The 16,263-nt window shown below is 43.3% G+C and carries 13 protein-coding genes and 1 pseudogene; 4 read left to right on the plus strand and 10 right to left on the minus strand.

What is annotated here, in order from left to right; translation table 11 throughout:
- Positions 1-2: 2 nt before the first annotated feature.
- Positions 3-434, minus strand: a complete 432-nt coding sequence (locus DLM75_RS20670) for an LA_2478/LA_2722/LA_4182 family protein (protein WP_429945519.1) — start codon at positions 432-434, stop codon at positions 3-5.
- 102 nt (positions 435-536) lie between these two features.
- Positions 537-1,502 (minus strand): amidohydrolase family protein, encoded by a 966-nt coding sequence (locus DLM75_RS20675; protein WP_118970401.1) that lies wholly within the window; start codon positions 1,500-1,502, stop codon positions 537-539.
- 104 nt (positions 1,503-1,606) lie between these two features.
- Between DLM75_RS20675 and DLM75_RS20680 the strand changes: the two genes are divergently transcribed.
- Positions 1,607-1,876: a DUF1145 domain-containing protein gene (locus DLM75_RS20680; RefSeq protein WP_118970402.1), complete on the plus strand. Its 270-nt coding sequence runs from the start codon at positions 1,607-1,609 to the stop codon at positions 1,874-1,876.
- A 563-nt stretch (positions 1,877-2,439) separates the two neighbouring features.
- Here the strand turns inward: DLM75_RS20680 and DLM75_RS20685 are convergent.
- Together DLM75_RS20685 and DLM75_RS20690 are read right to left on the minus strand one after the other, a co-directional pair.
- Positions 2,440-4,299 (minus strand): hypothetical protein, encoded by a 1,860-nt coding sequence (locus tag DLM75_RS20685; RefSeq protein WP_118970403.1) that lies wholly within the window; start codon positions 4,297-4,299, stop codon positions 2,440-2,442.
- Between the two features lie 73 nt (positions 4,300-4,372).
- Positions 4,373-5,284 carry an NAD(P)H-dependent flavin oxidoreductase gene (locus DLM75_RS20690; protein ID WP_118970404.1) on the minus strand — a complete coding sequence of 304 codons (912 nt, stop codon included), beginning with the start codon at positions 5,282-5,284 and terminating at the stop codon, positions 4,373-4,375.
- 83 nt (positions 5,285-5,367) lie between these two features.
- Here DLM75_RS20690 and DLM75_RS20695 point away from each other — a divergent pair, with 83 nt between their 5' ends.
- On the plus strand, positions 5,368-5,673 hold the full coding sequence (locus tag DLM75_RS20695) for a putative quinol monooxygenase (protein WP_118970474.1): 306 nt from the start codon (positions 5,368-5,370) through the stop codon (positions 5,671-5,673).
- Here DLM75_RS20695 and DLM75_RS20700 read toward each other — a convergent pair.
- A pseudogene (locus DLM75_RS20700) lies at positions 5,657-6,928 on the minus strand (adenylate/guanylate cyclase domain-containing protein). The gene DLM75_RS20695 and the pseudogene DLM75_RS20700 overlap by 17 nt on opposite strands.
- A 110-nt stretch (positions 6,929-7,038) precedes the next feature.
- Between DLM75_RS20700 and DLM75_RS20705 the strand changes: the two are divergent.
- Complete coding sequence (locus DLM75_RS20705; protein ID WP_118970475.1) at positions 7,039-7,458, plus strand: Rrf2 family transcriptional regulator; 420 nt, start codon at positions 7,039-7,041, stop codon at positions 7,456-7,458.
- A 260-nt stretch (positions 7,459-7,718) separates the two neighbouring features.
- Positions 7,719-8,708: a S1C family serine protease gene (locus tag DLM75_RS20710; RefSeq protein ID WP_118970405.1), complete on the plus strand. Its 990-nt coding sequence runs from the start codon at positions 7,719-7,721 to the stop codon at positions 8,706-8,708.
- Between the two features lie 573 nt (positions 8,709-9,281).
- Here the strand turns inward: DLM75_RS20710 and DLM75_RS20720 are convergent.
- The 5 genes from DLM75_RS20720 to DLM75_RS20740 form a co-directional block, all read right to left on the minus strand.
- Positions 9,282-9,992 carry a pirin family protein gene (locus DLM75_RS20720; protein ID WP_118970407.1) on the minus strand — a complete coding sequence of 237 codons (711 nt, stop codon included), beginning with the start codon at positions 9,990-9,992 and terminating at the stop codon, positions 9,282-9,284.
- 175 nt (positions 9,993-10,167) lie between these two features.
- Positions 10,168-11,310, minus strand: coding sequence for a DUF445 family protein (locus tag DLM75_RS20725; RefSeq protein ID WP_118970476.1), 1,143 nt, complete (start codon positions 11,308-11,310; stop codon positions 10,168-10,170).
- The gene (locus tag DLM75_RS20730) at positions 11,310-13,664 is read right to left on the minus strand and encodes a hypothetical protein (RefSeq protein ID WP_118970408.1); all 2,355 of its coding nucleotides are present in this window, start codon (positions 13,662-13,664) and stop codon (positions 11,310-11,312) included. Before DLM75_RS20730 ends, DLM75_RS20725 begins: the two co-directional genes overlap by 1 nt.
- Before the next feature lie 92 nt (positions 13,665-13,756).
- The gene (locus tag DLM75_RS24855; RefSeq protein ID WP_118970409.1) at positions 13,757-13,891 is read right to left on the minus strand and encodes a hypothetical protein; all 135 of its coding nucleotides are present in this window, start codon (positions 13,889-13,891) and stop codon (positions 13,757-13,759) included.
- Between the two features lie 80 nt (positions 13,892-13,971).
- Positions 13,972-16,092: a PP2C family protein-serine/threonine phosphatase gene (locus tag DLM75_RS20740; RefSeq protein WP_118970410.1), complete on the minus strand. Its 2,121-nt coding sequence runs from the start codon at positions 16,090-16,092 to the stop codon at positions 13,972-13,974.
- Positions 16,093-16,263: the final 171 nt, after the last annotated feature.

Consider the following 16,263-nt stretch of genomic DNA (forward strand, 5'->3'; position numbering starts at 1 on the left):
ACTTATTTCGTAGAGGAAGGAGAAGAGATTGTTTCGAGAAACGTATTGTATTCCACACATTCCGGGATTTGATACGTAACGATCGAACCACAATCCGCTCTCTCCACACTTTTGATACAGAGCTCAGCGTCCAATTTAAGATTGTCGCTTAATTTTTTAAGCACGATCGGTTCCGATTTATCGACGTCGTAATTGAAATCGCTGTAACACTGCGCGTGGTCCGGAAAGCTCAAAGCGGCTTCCTTTCGATGCGCGCCTTCCAACGAAGACAAATACGGCTCCTTACACCGTTCCATCTGGGAACAATACGCGTCGGCAACCTTCTTATAGACTTCGGCAGAGGCCGCTTGAGACACAGCTCCCCCTTTCCCACACTGAAACGCAAAGGTTGCGAACAGAGCGATTCCGGAAATTTTTATAAAAAGGGAGCGCATATCGAAAGGATAAAGAAAGAACCTTCGTTGGCAAGTTTTTTCCTAACTTTAGAATCGGATTCAAGAGCTTGAATCCTCGTTAGAAAGGACGAAGTGAAAACGTCAACTTTCGAGTTCGATTCCGAAAAGATTCGCGCTGTTTTTCAAAAGTACGCTCCGCTTCACATCATCCGGCAAAGAAGAATGGAGAAGATTCGAAATCGGATGACTGAGCGCGTAAGGAATACTCGGAAAATCGGAACCGAAATGGATCCGCTCCGGAAACCGTTCCAAGATCGTAAGATACGGATCGGTCTGTTCTCCGGTGGCTAAAAAATCCACAAAAACCATCGTAGTATCCAAACGTAATTCAGGATAGATCGACATTAAATCCACGTATTCCCAGACTTCGCTCGCGCCCATATGTGCAACGATCACCTTCAGTTCCGGATAACGTTGAATAAAGGATCGAAAATAACGGATGTTCGTATAAGGTCCGGGAAGAGGAGCGTCTCCGGAATGAATCACAAGAGGTATTTTCTTTCTTTCCAAATAGGAAAAGGTATCCGAAAGTTCAGGGCGGGTCAAATCCAACCTCCCCACTTCGCAGTGAAGTTTAAAACCGCGAAAGCCGTACTCTTCCACCGCTCGTTTTGTATAATCAAAACAGCCGTGTTCCGGAAAGAAAGTTCCGAAAAGAATCGCGCCTTTCGTATTCGAATGATTTTCGAAAACCCAACGATTGAGTCCTTCCGCCATTCTTTCCTTGTGTGCATAATTCAAAGTCGTAAAAAATCGAACTTCGTTCTTTGCTAAGGAGGCAAGACGAAGTTCCTCCGATTCTCTGTATGCGATCTCCCAGTTGACTCCGTCGAACCATTTCCAAATCCGTTTCATCACATACTCCGGAAAAAAATGAGTGTGAATATCGATAACAAACGGAAGCCCGTATTTTTTTAAAAGAGGAAGATGCGACGGAGATTCTTCGTCTCGAAGAGGAGGTCTATTTTCCGGATGTTTCCAAGGAAAGGGAGAAGGAAGACTCGAACGAATATCCGAAGAAAGAATGTGATGACAACAAGGAAGCATACAAAGAATTTCTTCTCCCCCGAATACGAGTCAATCGAATGTCTCTTTTTTCCTTGACTGAGACTTACCATACGTTCCAATAACGGAAATTTTCTGGAGGATATATGAATCCATTATTTCAAGCACTGAAGATAGGAACCGTATTTTTTTGGATCTTGGTGGGAGCCAGTCTATCCGGTGCGCTTCTTTTCGGTGATCCTTTGGACTTTCTCATTCGCGCGGTGGGAATCGGAACCTTCGTCGTACACCTGTTAGAGATCGCGTATTTCTGGTTCACGTTCAAACACAAGTCGTCCAATCCTGTGGCGGACGCACTGCAGATCCTGGTTTTCGGCGTCTTTCACATGATGCCTCTCCGAAACAAACAAGCCTAAGGACCCACTTCTTTCGATGCAATTTTTTCTCTCCTTTTTTGAGGAGAGGAATTGCAAAAGGAAACTCCTTTTTTCCGAATCACAAATATAGAATCATTCCTGAATCGACTCTTTTACTTGATCGTCCGTCTCCATTTTGGAAGGTAGAAGAATCGCATGCAAACACGAGGTATCGTGATAAAAAATCGGGACGTGGGATTTCACTTTAGATTGAAAAGAACCAAAACCGCAACTTCGAAATAGATCGACACGACCCAATCTCTACGAGATCCTAAGGGAAAGCCCACATTTCGAGCCCCGTTCCATCAATGCAGTTTTTCTAATATAGAAAATCCACAAAACTCTCCGCGCATGCAGACATTCATTGCATGAAAGCGCGTATCGGTTTTTTACAAGTTCAAAGAAGAATTCGCTCGTTCTTTGAGTCAGGGTTTGCCGAATCGACCATAAACTTTCTTGTTTGAAGGTTCACGCAGAGAGATTGGGCATCGATTGGAACTCCCCTCTTCTCTATCCGTCAGATTCGATTTTCAGAATCTTCATTTTCCAAAATGTAAAAAAACTTATTTCGAAAACAAGATCAGGGCGTCGACCATCGCCTCACTGGGAGAATTTCGATTCCAAATGACCTGCATGTAGTTCCGTATCTCCGGATATTCGATCCCTTTGGCGATTTCTTCCCATTCCGATTCTTTCAGCTTCCCTTTCCACTCGTTCAAGAAACGATATAGATTTCGAACCAAAGGAAGACAACGTTCTTTTTTGGAATTGCAAAGGAGAACCTCGGACTTCAAACGTTCTAAAGAAGAATCCTTTAAAAAAACGGAATGTATTTCTCGATCGATCGAATCCGAATTCTTCTCCATTCTGTGGTTCAAATAAATTCCCGAAACGATTTTTCCACCGTCCGGACAAACGGAAATTGGAACTTTTTCCGCGTTCGCAACGATCAAACGATATTCCTTTGAAAACTCAGGACGGTTTAAGAATTTGGAATATTCGCAACTCCACGGAAAATGAACTTCTAAAATATCCGGTTGATTGATTTCGATATACGAAACGACACGATCCGGATTCTTTTTGTTTGCCGCGAGATAACGATTTCCCAGATAACCCAAATCGAATATATTGAATTCCTTATAGAAGCTCAAGGCTCCCAAATCCGCGATGGCGACAAGAGGCCTAATGATTTCTTCTTTCTTTGCAAGTTTCGAAATTTCCGTTCTCCTTTCCTCGAAAATCTGAGAACTACAGCAAAGATCATAATTCTTGAATTTGTAATTCTTATAGGAAAGAAAACCGGCTAAGAAAATCAAAGGCACGATCCATAATTTCTTTTTTTCCGTGAGTGCGCTCGCTCTGATCACGAACAGGATCGCCCCGACGACCGCAAGCCAAGTCATGGGTCTCGCAGGATCGAGCCTAAAATTTCCAAAAATAAACGGATGTAAAAAACCGGGGAGCGCGAGCGCGACTGCGAGAATCACGAACAACTTTTCTCGAACGTTTATTCTTTTCAAAAAGAGAAGAAGTAAGGAAATCGGCACGAGCAAGACTAAGTTCTGTTTAAAACCGAATTTGAAAATCTCCCAATTTTTCGAAAGCGCCGGACTCATACGAATCAGATTGAGAAAATTTTCACTGAGAGAAAGTTCCTGAGCCGTGGAAGTGTTCGGAAATATCTTTCCAAAATAGAAAAATCGAGTTCCAAAAAATACGATCCAGAGTCCGCCCGCGATCCAAACCGGAAGTGTTTTTTTCCAAGGAAGCCGATTTCGAAAGGAGAGAAAAAGAAACGCTACGCTGATAAAAAAGAGATGAAAGACGCTTTCGATTCGCACCAGGGTTCCCGCAAAAAGGAGCAAAGATGCCGCGAACATCGACACGTCCTCTCCCTTCGCGATTCGAAAAAGAATGAATAGATACACAACGTAGAGAAGGTGCATCCAAGGATTTTCCATTCCGGAGGCATGCCAAGCGAGGAATGTAAAGGACACCGAAAGTAATAAGACGGTCCCAACGACGGAACCGAAATTCTCCCAGCCGGAAGTTTCCCGAACTTCTTCGAAGAGTCGATAAAGAACGACGCCGAATAGGAACGTGGTCAACCACCATTGAAGAATAAAAAAAGTTGAATAATGAATGGGAACGATCTTGTAGACAAAAGCGAAAATCAGAAATTCCAAAGGGGAAGAATATCCTTCGATCAATTCTCCGCTGGGATTAACTCCGATAAATCCGTAGTCGATCCAGTTCTTTGCGTGACTCAAGGTTATGATCCCGTCGTCCCGATTGACATACAACGCCTCGGGATAAAAGGCTAAAACGATCTTAAAAATGAAAATTGTAGTAAGGCCGGAAAGAATCGGAAAAAAGAAACGATTTTTGATTATGAAAGTCGAAATCTTTTTTTTCAAATCCATCGGTAATTGCCCGTCCTGAAAATAAATTCAAACACTCTTATCGGTAAAAAGATCAGGACGGGATTCTCTCATTCTAACGAGGCAAACGATTTAGAATATCAAGATATTCTTTTGCCATCCCCAACACCACTTCTTTTGCCGGGATCAATCCTTCGATTTGTGCCACTCCGTGTCCCGCAGACCAAATATCCCGCCAACGTTTGTATTCCTGATCTAGATTCTGGGATTCTCCGCTATGCGAAAGATCCCCCGCCTTCTCGACGGATTTTTTAAGCCAGTTCGCCGGGATTCCGGAAATCTTTTCCGTGTAGACGATCTCTTCCGGACCCGATTCGATCAACATCTGTTTGTAACCTTCGGACGCCATCGCTTCCGGGGTTGCGATCAATCTGGTTCCAACGTAAACCGCGTCCGCTCCCAATGCGAGTGACGCGACCATTTGTGCTCCGCCGGAAATCGCACCGGCCGCAACGATCGGAAGTCCCGTTTCTTTCTTGAGATACGGAAAAAGACTGAACGGTGAAATGTTCCCGGCGTGCCCCCCGGCACCTTGCGCGACCGCGATCAGAGCGTCTGCACCTGCTTTTGCGACAATATTCGCGTGCTTCAAGGTCGTCACGTCACAAAACACTTTGGAGCCGACGCTTTTCGCTTCGCTGACAACGGTCCGAGGACTTCCCAAACTTGTGATCAATAACTCGACTTTCGCGTCGAGAACGACTTCCAACTGCTTGGACCAATTCGGATTATGCGATTTGTGAAGAATCAAATTCACACCGATCGGTTTTTTTGTCTTGGAACGAATCTCTTGAAGCGCGTCCTTGAGTTGTTCCGGAGAACGATAATTGAGAGAAGGAAAACATCCGATTCCACCGGCTTCCGAAACCGCAACGACCAGATCCGGATAGGAGACTAAAAACATAGGAGCTCCGATAATCGGCAATTCGATTCCGAGCAGTTCCGTAATTCGAGTATTCAATTTCATTTTGAGGATTCTTTAGATAACAGTTGTTTAAAGCAAGGAGGATTTTTCTTCCCAAAATGAAACGGTTCCTAAATTCTGATCGTATGATTGTGATAGCGTCCTCTTATAAAATTTTCGAAGAAAGAATTGAAGAATTTAAAAAAGTCAGCCAAGAGATGGCGAAAGAATCTCTCGAAACCGAAGACGGAGTTTTGAGACTCGATGTTTTACAAGCGGACGGAGACCCGGGCAAATTCTTATTTATGGAAGTTTATAAGAGTGAAGCGGCGAGAAAAGCGCATCTCGAAACTCCTCAGTTCATTTCCTGGAGAAGAGCCGTTCCGGAGTGGTTAAGTCAAGGAAGCACTTCGATTCAATATCTTCCGGTTCATATCAATCTTCCCGGTTAACAAACGTTCATCCCGCAAGAAAGTAAGTCGAAACCATTCCTTTTCCTTTGATATCGATCTCACCTCTTTTCTCCAATTGAAAGATGGAGGAAGCCGCTAAAAAGTATTCTTCCGTGACATGAATCTTTCCCGGAAGTCCGTGTGATTCCATCCTCGACGCGAGATTTACGGAATCGCCCCAGAGATCATAGATAAACTTTTTTCTCCCGATCACACCGGCTACGACCGGACCGGAATGAATCCCGATTCTTATGTTTAGATTTTCTCGAATGAGTTCCTCATTCGTATTCACTTCTTTTAATATATCCAAGGCGAGGTTTCCGATTCTTTCGATATGATCCTCGCAGGCGATCGGAATTCCCGCCGCGGCCATATAAGCGTCCCCTATCGTTTTGATTTTTTCGACTCCTCTATTTTCGGCGAGTTCGTCGAGCCTCGAGAAGAATCGATCGAGAAGTCCAGCGAGTTCATCGGGAGTTTTGCGTGCGGCCAAAAGTGTAAAACCTACGATGTCCGCAAAAAGAATCGAACACTCGGAAAAGTATTCCGAGATCTGGGAACTTTCGTTTTTCAAGCGGTTTGCGATCGCGTCCGGAAGAATGTTTCGAAGAAGAAGATCTGATTTTTCCTTTTCATTCTCCAATTCTCTGGTCTGGGTTTCGATCGTTCTTGCCTGAAGAAACAATTTCCGAGTCGTCAATTCCAGAGTATAACCGGCTATGACGGCGAAAAATTCCGAAAACCATATTAAGAAACTGTAAACCGTTTTCTCCTGATTCGGGAGGTTCGAGTCCGTCAAGAGCGTGAATTGATAAACGGCCAAATAGGAAGACGTTACGAGAAACGCCGGTAGCGTTCGAATTCTCAAAACCAAAAAAGCGTAGTAAGCGATGATGATCAAAATCGAAAGAAGAATCGCGTGCTGGTCTCTTACAAAGGCGTATCCGACGTAAACCGCGGTAAACCCTCCCAGACTATTTCCCAACATGGAAACGGGAACCATCGTCTTTCGAAATTTTCGAAACGTGGAAAGAATCAAAACCGCTCCGAAAAGACAACTCCCCATCAATATCCAAAGAACTTTTTTGTCTCGAATCAAAAGAACATCGTAAAAGAGGACGAAGATCGCGCCGTATCCCATAACGGCTGAAACTGCTCCGATTCGAACAAAGGACGCGATATGATCCCGAAGAAAGAATCGAAATTCTTTTTCTAAATTCGGATCCAAGAATCGAAGAATATAACTTTGAAACATCGTCGTATCTTTGCTTTGAAAAGAATCACGTGCAAGACCTTTTCTTACCGAGCTTTGGACTTGACAGGGATTTTGATTCTTTATATTCTGTAACCAGACGCTTTACAGATATGACTAGCCGGTTCACAGTCGCGATTCACATTCTTTCTCTACTTTCGTTAAGCGAAGGAAGGACAAGAACGTCCGAGGAACTCGCCGAAAGCGTAAACACAAATCCGGTCGTGATCCGAAAGATCCTTTCCCTTCTCAAAAGTCAGGGAATCGTTCGAAACCAGATGGGTCCGAACGGAGGTTATATTCTCGCAAAACCTTCTTCCGAAATTAGCCTCAAGGAAATCTACGAAGCGATCGATGAAAAAATCTTTCAGATGCACTCGAAAACGCCGAATAAGAAATGTATTTGTGGTCATTCCATTCAGCCGATTTTGACCAAGGTCTATGAAAAGGCGGAACGAGTTCTGGAAGACGAATTGGGTTCCACCAATTTGGATTCGATTACAAAAGAAATTCTTACCTTTTCTAAGAAGTGATTTCATTTTGATAAACGAAGTGCGGCTTTCAAAAAAATTCGAGTAGAATCTTCCGAATGCGAAACTCGGGGCTTCTCGAGATCCAATGCAAGATTTTTTCGAAAGAGTTTTGATGTAGGAACTACAACGAAAACCTAAAAAAACGGCTCACAAGCAATTCCCGCCTCGCTCGAAAAAAAATCTCCTCCCCTTTTTATTTTGTAACTTTTTTGGATACGAATTATAGTATTTGGGTCTAAAGGAAAGCCGGAGGCTTTCTTATGATTCAGTGGATTCAATCCGATTCCGAAAATTCCTTTCGCAACGTTTCCAACGCTTCTTCTTCGGAACGGGAAGAAGATCTGATGGATGCATATTCCAGAGCGGTGACGAACGCAGTCGAAACCGTAAGTCCGGCTGTGGTTCATCTCAAAGTGAACGGAAACCGAGGAGGTGGAGCCGGTTCCGGATTCTTAATTTCACCCGACGGTTTTATCGTAACCAACCAACACGTTGTCGAAAATGCTTCGGAGATCAACGCAGAATTTCCGGACGGAAGAAGTCTCAAAGCGATGAAGATCGGTGAAGATCCGATGACGGACATCGCAGTTTTAAAAGTCACGAGTGATCCGTTTCCTTATCTTCATTTTTCAAAACCCAATTCCGTGAAAGTTGGACAACTCGCGATTGCGATCGGAAACCCGCTTGGATACGAATCGACGGTTACCGCCGGGGTGGTAAGCGCTCTGGGAAGAAGCCTTCGTTCCCGATCGGGAAGATTGATCGAAGACGTGATTCAAACGGACGCGGCTCTCAATCCGGGAAATTCGGGAGGGCCCCTTGTGAACTCAAGAGGTGAATTGATCGGAATCAATACGGCGATCATTCCTTCTGCACAGGGAATTTGTTTTGCGGTAGGTTCCGGGACCGCGGAATACGTCATCACTCGTCTGATGAAAAACGGTTTTGTTAAAAGAGGTTATTTGGGAATCGCGGGACAAAATCAGAGCATTCCGAATCGCTTGAAAATTTTCAACAAACTCGAACAAACTTCGGGAGTTCTCGTGATCGAAGTGGAGAATTCTTCTCCCGCGGCATCGAGTCTATTACGAAAAGGTGATATGATTCTTTCTCTAAACGAGCAGGTCATCCGCTCCATAGACGATATGCACAGAACCCTCGACGAATCCACGATTCAAAAGGAGCTTCCGATCCGTGTTTTGAGAGAAGGTTCTTTGAGAACTTTTTCGATCCGGAGCGGCGAAATCTAACGGGAGAATCGTCTTTGCAAAAGCAAGGATCTTTCGAAACAGTTTTTTGTAGGAGCTCTGACATTTCTTTTGGACAGGACAGGTTCCGGAAGCTCAACCTGCATCCTTCTGGTGCTTGTTGGGGCCCTTCTTTTGAAATCGCGAGGGAGTTCCCACATTTTCCTGAACAAAAGGCACAGAAAAAATCAGGGCCGCTACTTGCAAAAGAGAAAGCGGGAGTTCCCACGTTTTTCCTGAACAAAAGGCGATGAGAAAATCAGGGCCGCTACTTGCGACAGACAAAGCAGGAGTTCCCACGTTTTCTTAAACAAAAGGCTCGGAAAAAATCAGGGCCGCTACTTGCGAAAGAGAAAGCAGGAGTTCCCACGTTTTCCCAGTTCAACCGTTTTTTTAAATCTCGAGAGACCGTTTCCCGAAATTGTGGGAACTCTCACAAATACATTCTCATTTTCTAAAGTTCCAAATTCTTTCCATCCAGAATCCGGACGTTCTTCTATTTAATTGGAGTTCCCACACTCAGTCCGAATCACAAAAAAAAATCATGGGGTCGTGTGGGAACTCCCATTTCCATTCTTAGGACGAAGGAGTATCGATCGCAAGAAGTTCGGAATCTTCCAAAAAATGAACCTCAAATTTGGAAGAATGAGGAAGTCCCAAACCATCCCTCGCAGATAATTTTTTGCCTTCGATCTCAACGGAGCCGGAAATTAAGAAAAAATACACTCCTCCAGATTCATTTTTTGGAATATAATCGATTTCTGATTCTCTTTTGCCGTTTGCGAGCGAGAATATGACATTCTGATTGATCCAAACTCCCCCGCTTTCCTTTTCGGGAGAGACCACGGTCTGAAATTTTCCCAGACGATCTTCCACGTTAAACTTCTTTTGCTCATAACGCGGGGCAATTCCCGTCTTGTCAGGAAGAATCCATATCTGCAAAAAATTCACAGCTTCCGTAGGAGACGCATTGTATTCGGAATGAACGATCCCGGTTCCCGCAGACATAATCTGAACTTCCCCGGCTTGTATAACGGAACGATTTCCTTCGCTGTCTTGGTGTTCGAGGCTACCGGAAAGAGGAATGGAAACGATTTCCATATTTTCATGAGGATGTGGAGGAAATCCCTTCCCTCCAATCACGATGTCGTCATTCAGAACCCTCAGTTTACCGAATTGAATTCGATTGGGCTCATAGTAAGAACTAAAGCTAAAAGTATGTCTGCTCTTCAGCCAACCAAAATCTGCCTTTCCTCTTGTTTCCTGCGCGTGGTATACTGCTTCCATATATCTCCTAAGAATTAGACTCCGAAAGATATCTTCGGTGCGTTGACATACCCGTTTTTGAAATCAATGGTTCCTTTTTCTTTCTTTCGTTCTTTATGGAATCCGAACATAAAGAAAGAATTAGAATTCGAATTTTACCGAAGCGATCAATCGACTTCGAAAAGAAAAAACGTCCTCAAAAGAAAAATCGAATCAAGCCCGTCGCACAGCCCAAGAAGAATCCTAAAATACTTCCGTTGATTCGAATCGTCTCTAAAACGTTCCTCGTCTTCCATTCTAAATTTTTTCGAAGATCCTTCGGATCCAGACTTTGCAGTCTAGTCGTGATTTGTTTTCCGATATAACCGGAAACTCCTTCGTCGATTCGTTTTTCGACAAATTCCAAAACGGAACGAAGCGGCGCATATTCCTGTAGAGTTCTGATTTCGCCGATCTCCTTAAGATGCGTCTGGATTAACGTCCCCAAAAGACGACTCGCCTGATCTTTCAAAAAACCCATCAACGAACGCACCGCTTTCTCTCTTTGTTCCAGCGGTAGTTCGTTCCAAGACGAAATATAGGTTTCGGTGGAAGCCGCCATCAAATTGACGAGTTTTTCGATCGTCTTTTCGTCTTTGGATTCGATGACAAGACCCTGTTTTACGTGATTTCCATATTCTTTTAATTTTTTCGGGAAGTCCACCACTAGGCTCAGAACGACCTGCGCCACCAAATTCATTTTTCCTAATATTTCCTGGAGTAACGATCTGAACTCGTCCGTATCCGCGACTCGGATCATTGATTCTCCGATCAAAAGTTTGATCGTATCCATAATCTCTTTTTGTCGGTTTAACTCTTTCAATAAAGCGACATCGGTTCCGGAAAATTGGTAATGTACGATGTATTCGACGATGTCCTCTTCCACTCTTTCAAAGAGTTGATTTAGTACTTCTTTTGTCTTTGTTTCGTTTCCGAACGTCTCCAGAAGAACTTCGTGAACGTCGTCCCTCGTCGTAGGGTCTTCCAAAACCATACGAATTCGAGAACGAATCACTTCATGGTGAAGAAGATCGCCCGCAACCCAGTTTCCGATCTCTCCGGCAAGGGTAAAACTATCCTCTTCGATTGCTTTATAGGTTTTCCATACCGCGAACCAGTCGCATAATCCTCCGATCAAACCTCCCTCTAACGCCGATAAGACGATCTTCGAAACGGGCGTTTCCGGGTTTCCGAAAAAAAGAATCCCAAGGATCGCGGTCGAAAATGCGATCAGAAGCGAGTTGGAAAAAATCTGTCTTTTGCGAAAAGGCGTATTAACGGTTCGTGGGGAAGAAAAAATCAATTGGATAGTTTCCTACGATTCAAAAAGGTCGCACCAAAAAACAAAAGTGGTAAAAGGAATTGAATGAGCGAGATCAAATAGGATCGAATATCATAAAATTCGAATCGATTCCTTTTCTCTTTTGAACAAACATAAAATTGTCCTTCCAGAGTTCTGAAAACGTTCTCTCCGTTTTCCGATTTCCAAAGAGGAAAATAGCCGGAACGAATCAATACAGGAGAACATCCATTTTTATCTTGGATCGCGGGAAGATCCCAAACGATCTGAGAATCGTCCCAAGAAAGAGGATGGATCTCCGTTCCGGAAGAATTTTCATCCACATTATCTTTCTTTCCTTTCGGCGTTTTTTTCGAATCCGATTCTTCCTTTAAGGAGGTGAGTTTTTGAAGTTCCTCTTTGAAACGGGACAAAGGAATAACAACGGAAAAAGAATTCTCATTCGTTTTGTATTCTTCGGTAGTGATCGGAACCAAGGTGATGGAAAACGCAAAGAGAGAATGCAAAGCGAATTCCGAAAGATCTTCCGAACGAATCGAAGTTCTCTTGTCCTGCCCCGCATCTTCGTCGGTCAACAACGCCCAGGGTTTTGCGGACAAAAGTTCTAACGCCGGTTTGGCGACGGTCAATTTCCAAAGGATCCATTCTCCCTTCTTCGCGATCTCCGTAAAAGAATCCGGATGACTCGAAGCGAGTTGATTGAGCGCCTCCGATTTCAAAAACAAGTGGGTCACACCTCTTTCTCGTAAAAGACCCAGAAACAAGTCGGAAAGTTTTTCCCGTTCCGGAACGGGACGAAGATTGGAACGTTTTCCGTAAGTGACTAAAGAATTCTTCGGTCCTTGAGACGGGAAAAGTTGAATGATCTCTTCAGGAGAAGAAGGAATGGAATTTTCGAAACGATTCTGCAAAACGATGTTTCGTCTAACGGATTGTCTGATCAGAACGGAAGCCCATCTGGAATCCGTAGCGTTACTTCCTCCCGCAATTTCCTCGGAAGCGATAAGGGAAGAATACGGGGTATCTTTTAGAATTCGACCCCATTCTTCTTTCTGACTCCAGATGGAGGAAGGACTTTTCGAAAGACTTTCAATTCCGGTGGAAGGACCCGGGATCGTAATGATAAAACGATACATTCCCAAGAAAAAAAGAATGAGACCGGTCCAGAGTTTCCATCTTCCAGGCGGAAGATTTTTCAAAAAGAATCTTGCGGTAACGAGTGCGGCAAACGTAAGAAAAACGAGAGAAACGTTGAGAGCGGTATACCACTTAACGTGCAACCAAGGAAGAATCATAGACAACGAAGAATCCGTTGCCATCCAATAAAAGAGCAAGGTTCCGAAGATGAGAAATCTGGAAATCGGAGGAAGTAACTTTCGAATAAATAATAAACGAATTCCGATAACAAATAAGATCGGAAACAAAAGATGGATCCAATATTGATCGATCAGGATCTGCCGAAACACGTTCAAAAACTTCTCCGGCCTTGCAACCGAACTCGAAAATTCCTCGCCCAAAAGCGAAAGAAGTCCGTTGATCGGAAAGGAAACCGGCGGATTTTGCTGAAAAGGAACGTATGCGAAGTAATTCCATAGAACCGGCAAAGCGAAGAGGACCGGCAAAAGAAAAATAAAAAGAATTTCTAAAAATTCAAACTCGTCTTTGTAGAAAAGAAAATAGATTCCAAGAGACACCACATAAAAAAGAGACATCTCGTAGTGCGTGTAAAACACAAGCGAACCGGTGATCAGATTCTTTGCAAAAGAAGAAACCTTCCCCGTATAACGAAACTTTTCCAAATAGTAGATCGCAAGAATTGCAAAACCTAGACCTAACACCGATGAGATGGAATTTTGAAAAACTCCCACAACTCCGGCCCCGACCACTCGATCACCCGGATATAAAAAATAAAACATCAGACCGGTCATCGCGAGGAGCGCGTTCCCAGGGCTGAGGTTTGTTTCGGTGAGGAAAAGAAATCCGAGTTTTAAAAAAGCATACGAAAACAAAAAGAGAGTAAGAAGAATTCCGAGATTGAAAGCCACGCTAAACGGAAGAAAGAAAAGAAAAAACGTGTGCAAAAAGGAAACGAGAAAAAAGAAAAACGGAGATTGAAAGTAGAATGTGGGACTTCCTCCGTGAAGAGAACGATCGTAACCGGAGGATAAAAAATTCTTAAAAAGAATCTGGTAGTCCTGTGCGATCAGATATTGATTCTGCAAGGACACGGAATCCGGAACGGAATCAGAAAATAAAAATCGAAACTGAATGGAAAGAAAGAGTAGAACTAGGAAAAATACGAGCGGCTTTCTCGCCGCGTGAGGAATTTTCCATTTCCCCGGGATGATTTGCATGGGATGATTCTTACGAAACCCGATTTCCTGACAAGCAAAACGGATACGAACGAGCGCCTTTCCTCCCTTAGAACGGGAAGAAGTCTCGGAAATTATTCCTGCTTTGCGTTTTCTTGAACGTATTTTCTAAAATCCGCCTCGGACATTTTATCGGCGTAGAGAGGATAGAGGGCCGCAATCAATTCTTCTAAGGTTGGGAACTTCGCCCCGTCGAGTTTGTAAGCCATATCAGACTCCTTGGGATTCTAAAATCTTGGTACGATTCCAATCGAATCCGCGTATTGCCATTTTTTTCGAGAACCCTTTTCTATAAATCGAAAAACCGCATCGATTCCAAATTCGATCTTTCGATTCCGATCAAAGTGATATCGTCTTTCTTATAGTCGGGTAAAGGTAATGAATTCGCTAGGCTCAATAATTCTTCGCAAACTCTTTCCAAGGTTCGATCCGATCTTTTTCGAATCCAATCTTCGATTGAAAAGAATTCGTGTTCGTCTCCGGAAAACAAAAAACGATCCGGTAATCCATCCGTAAAAAGAATCAAACGAAAATCTCTCGGTAGGTCAAAAGATAACTCGGTATAATTGTGTTCCGGTACCATTCCCGCATACGGACCCACGAGTTGCAGTGACTTCGACTTTCCTTCTCCGGTCAAAATACAAGCCGGATTTCCAGAACTTGCAAAATGAATCCGATTTGAATTCAGATCTAAATCTAAAATCAGAGCGGAGAAAAACGGACTCACGTCTCCGATTCTGGATGCGAATTTTTTAGAAAGTTTAGTAAGCATTTCTCCTGGAGAAAGATTCATATCGGAAAGCGAGCCGTATTCGCTTTGAATCACCATCGTGATCAGGGATGCTTGGATCCCGTGTCCGATCGCATCCGCAAGGAAGATTCGAATCTTACGTTCTCCGATCTTTCGAATATTATAAAAATCACCTCCGACGATCGAGATCGGTTGATAGAATGTCTTCAAACGAATCCCTTCTTCTTCTAAAAAAGATTTCTCCGGAATTTCTAAAAAGTCCGTTTGAATCTTCGCGGCCATATTCAAATCTTCTTGAATCGAACGAAGCGCTAATTTCAGTCGATACGTTCTTTCCTCTACTTTTTTCTCAAGGTTTCTCGAAAGATCAAAAAGCCTCTGCATGTTTTTAGAATTTCGCACGGAAAGAGAAACCGATTGCGCGGCCAAAAATACGAAGGTTCCGATCGAACTATAATATCCGGTTTCCAAAAAATAACTTACATACAACAAATCGTTGATCATCGCGAGGTAGATAAATAAGAATCCGGTCAAAAGTATGATCGCGCCTTCCCTCTTTCTCCTAACGGCTCGAATCAGTGTAAAAAGGCCGAGACTTCCAGCAAAAAATGCGTTAAGATAATAAATCGGAATCGTGTATGTAAACACTTTCATCGGGAAAAACAAAACGATCGCCGACGCTACGACGGAAATCCACCAAAGAAGATCGACAAAAATTCTTTTTAAATCCCTTGGATAAAGAGAAAGAATATAATTTAAAAAAACCGGAACCGAAAAATAGAAAGTCAAATATTCTACTCTAGTTACGTTTTCATAATTTAGAATATTTGTATATTCAAGAATCAATCTACTTCCCGGAAATAAGCTCCGAAAACCCATCAACAGACAAAAAAGACCGAAGTAGAGCGACGGAGTTTCTTTTTTTCGCACGATAAAAAACGAAAGGTGAAGGAAGGTCATGATAAACAATCCTCCCACCAAAAAGGAATCCAATCGGAGAGTTCGATTCCATTCTCCGCGTAGAGAATCCGATTCTCCTAAGATGATCGGGGACCAAAAACCTCCGAGACGCAAATCTTCATTCGCGATTTGTAATGCGATTTCCAGTTTTTCCCCGGAAGATTCGAACTCAAAAAACAAAGGTCGGATTCCCTCTTCCACTTCCTTTGGGCTTTGGTCTTCCTTCCGGATAATCTTTCCCGAAGTTAGAACGGGTTTTCCGTTTAAAAAAAGTTCATAGGAAGAACTCTGGTCGGGAAGAATCAAACCGAGTTTTTGATTTCGAGACGGGAGCCGAACTTCAAGAACATAGGTGCCGAATCCCTTTCCCGTCCGAGAACCACCGTTCCATGTCGACGGAACGTAAACAATCTCTCCGGATGGTAAAGGCTTCGTTTCCATCATTTCATGAGGAAGATATTTCCATCCGCCCCAATAAAACATCCACTCCCCGCGAAGAGTTAAACTTCCTTCTTTTTGAAAGTCCCATGAGGAAGCGTCTAAAATTCCCGACTTACCCTGCGGTATTTCCGGACGCGAACAAGAGGAGCTAAGAATCAGAAGAATCCAAAAACAAAGGAGGATACGAGAGTATTTCCAGAAACGGAGCGCCCAAATCGGAAGAATAGGAATTCCAGAGTGCGCATTCTTATCGAGCATTGAGGAAATATCTTTCCAAGATTTGCAAACTGTTCAAATTCTTTTTATCTAGGTTTTAAGAAATGATATGTTGTCCAAAAATCTTCTTCTTTCGCTCGATCGTTCCGATTTGAGAAACAGATTCTCATCTTATAAATTTCTTATTTCGAAACGATGCTCTTCTTGGAACAA

This window comes from Leptospira stimsonii, assembly GCF_003545885.1.
Lineage (GTDB): Bacteria > Spirochaetota > Leptospiria > Leptospirales > Leptospiraceae > Leptospira > Leptospira stimsonii.

Bases quoted from the DNA above. Each gene is read 5' to 3' on its own strand.
- DLM75_RS20740 (WP_118970410.1), bottom strand. From the start codon at position 16,092: ATGCTCGATAAGAATGCGCACTCTGGAATTCCTATTCTTCCGATTTGG.
- DLM75_RS20680 (WP_118970402.1), top strand. From the start codon at position 1,607: ATGAATCCATTATTTCAAGCACTGAAGATAGGAACCGTATTTTTTTGG.
- DLM75_RS20710 (WP_118970405.1), top strand. From the start codon at position 7,719: ATGATTCAGTGGATTCAATCCGATTCCGAAAATTCCTTTCGCAACGTT.
- DLM75_RS24855 (WP_118970409.1), bottom strand. From the start codon at position 13,891: ATGGCTTACAAACTCGACGGGGCGAAGTTCCCAACCTTAGAAGAATTG.
- DLM75_RS20690 (WP_118970404.1), bottom strand. From the start codon at position 5,284: ATGAAATTGAATACTCGAATTACGGAACTGCTCGGAATCGAATTGCCG.
- DLM75_RS20705 (WP_118970475.1), top strand. From the start codon at position 7,039: ATGACTAGCCGGTTCACAGTCGCGATTCACATTCTTTCTCTACTTTCG.
- DLM75_RS20720 (WP_118970407.1), bottom strand. From the start codon at position 9,992: ATGGAAGCAGTATACCACGCGCAGGAAACAAGAGGAAAGGCAGATTTT.
- DLM75_RS20695 (WP_118970474.1), top strand. From the start codon at position 5,368: ATGATTGTGATAGCGTCCTCTTATAAAATTTTCGAAGAAAGAATTGAA.
- DLM75_RS20730 (WP_118970408.1), bottom strand. From the start codon at position 13,664: ATGCAAATCATCCCGGGGAAATGGAAAATTCCTCACGCGGCGAGAAAG.
- DLM75_RS20670 (WP_429945519.1), bottom strand. From the start codon at position 434: ATGCGCTCCCTTTTTATAAAAATTTCCGGAATCGCTCTGTTCGCAACC.
- DLM75_RS20685 (WP_118970403.1), bottom strand. From the start codon at position 4,299: ATGGATTTGAAAAAAAAGATTTCGACTTTCATAATCAAAAATCGTTTC.
- DLM75_RS20675 (WP_118970401.1), bottom strand. From the start codon at position 1,502: ATGCTTCCTTGTTGTCATCACATTCTTTCTTCGGATATTCGTTCGAGT.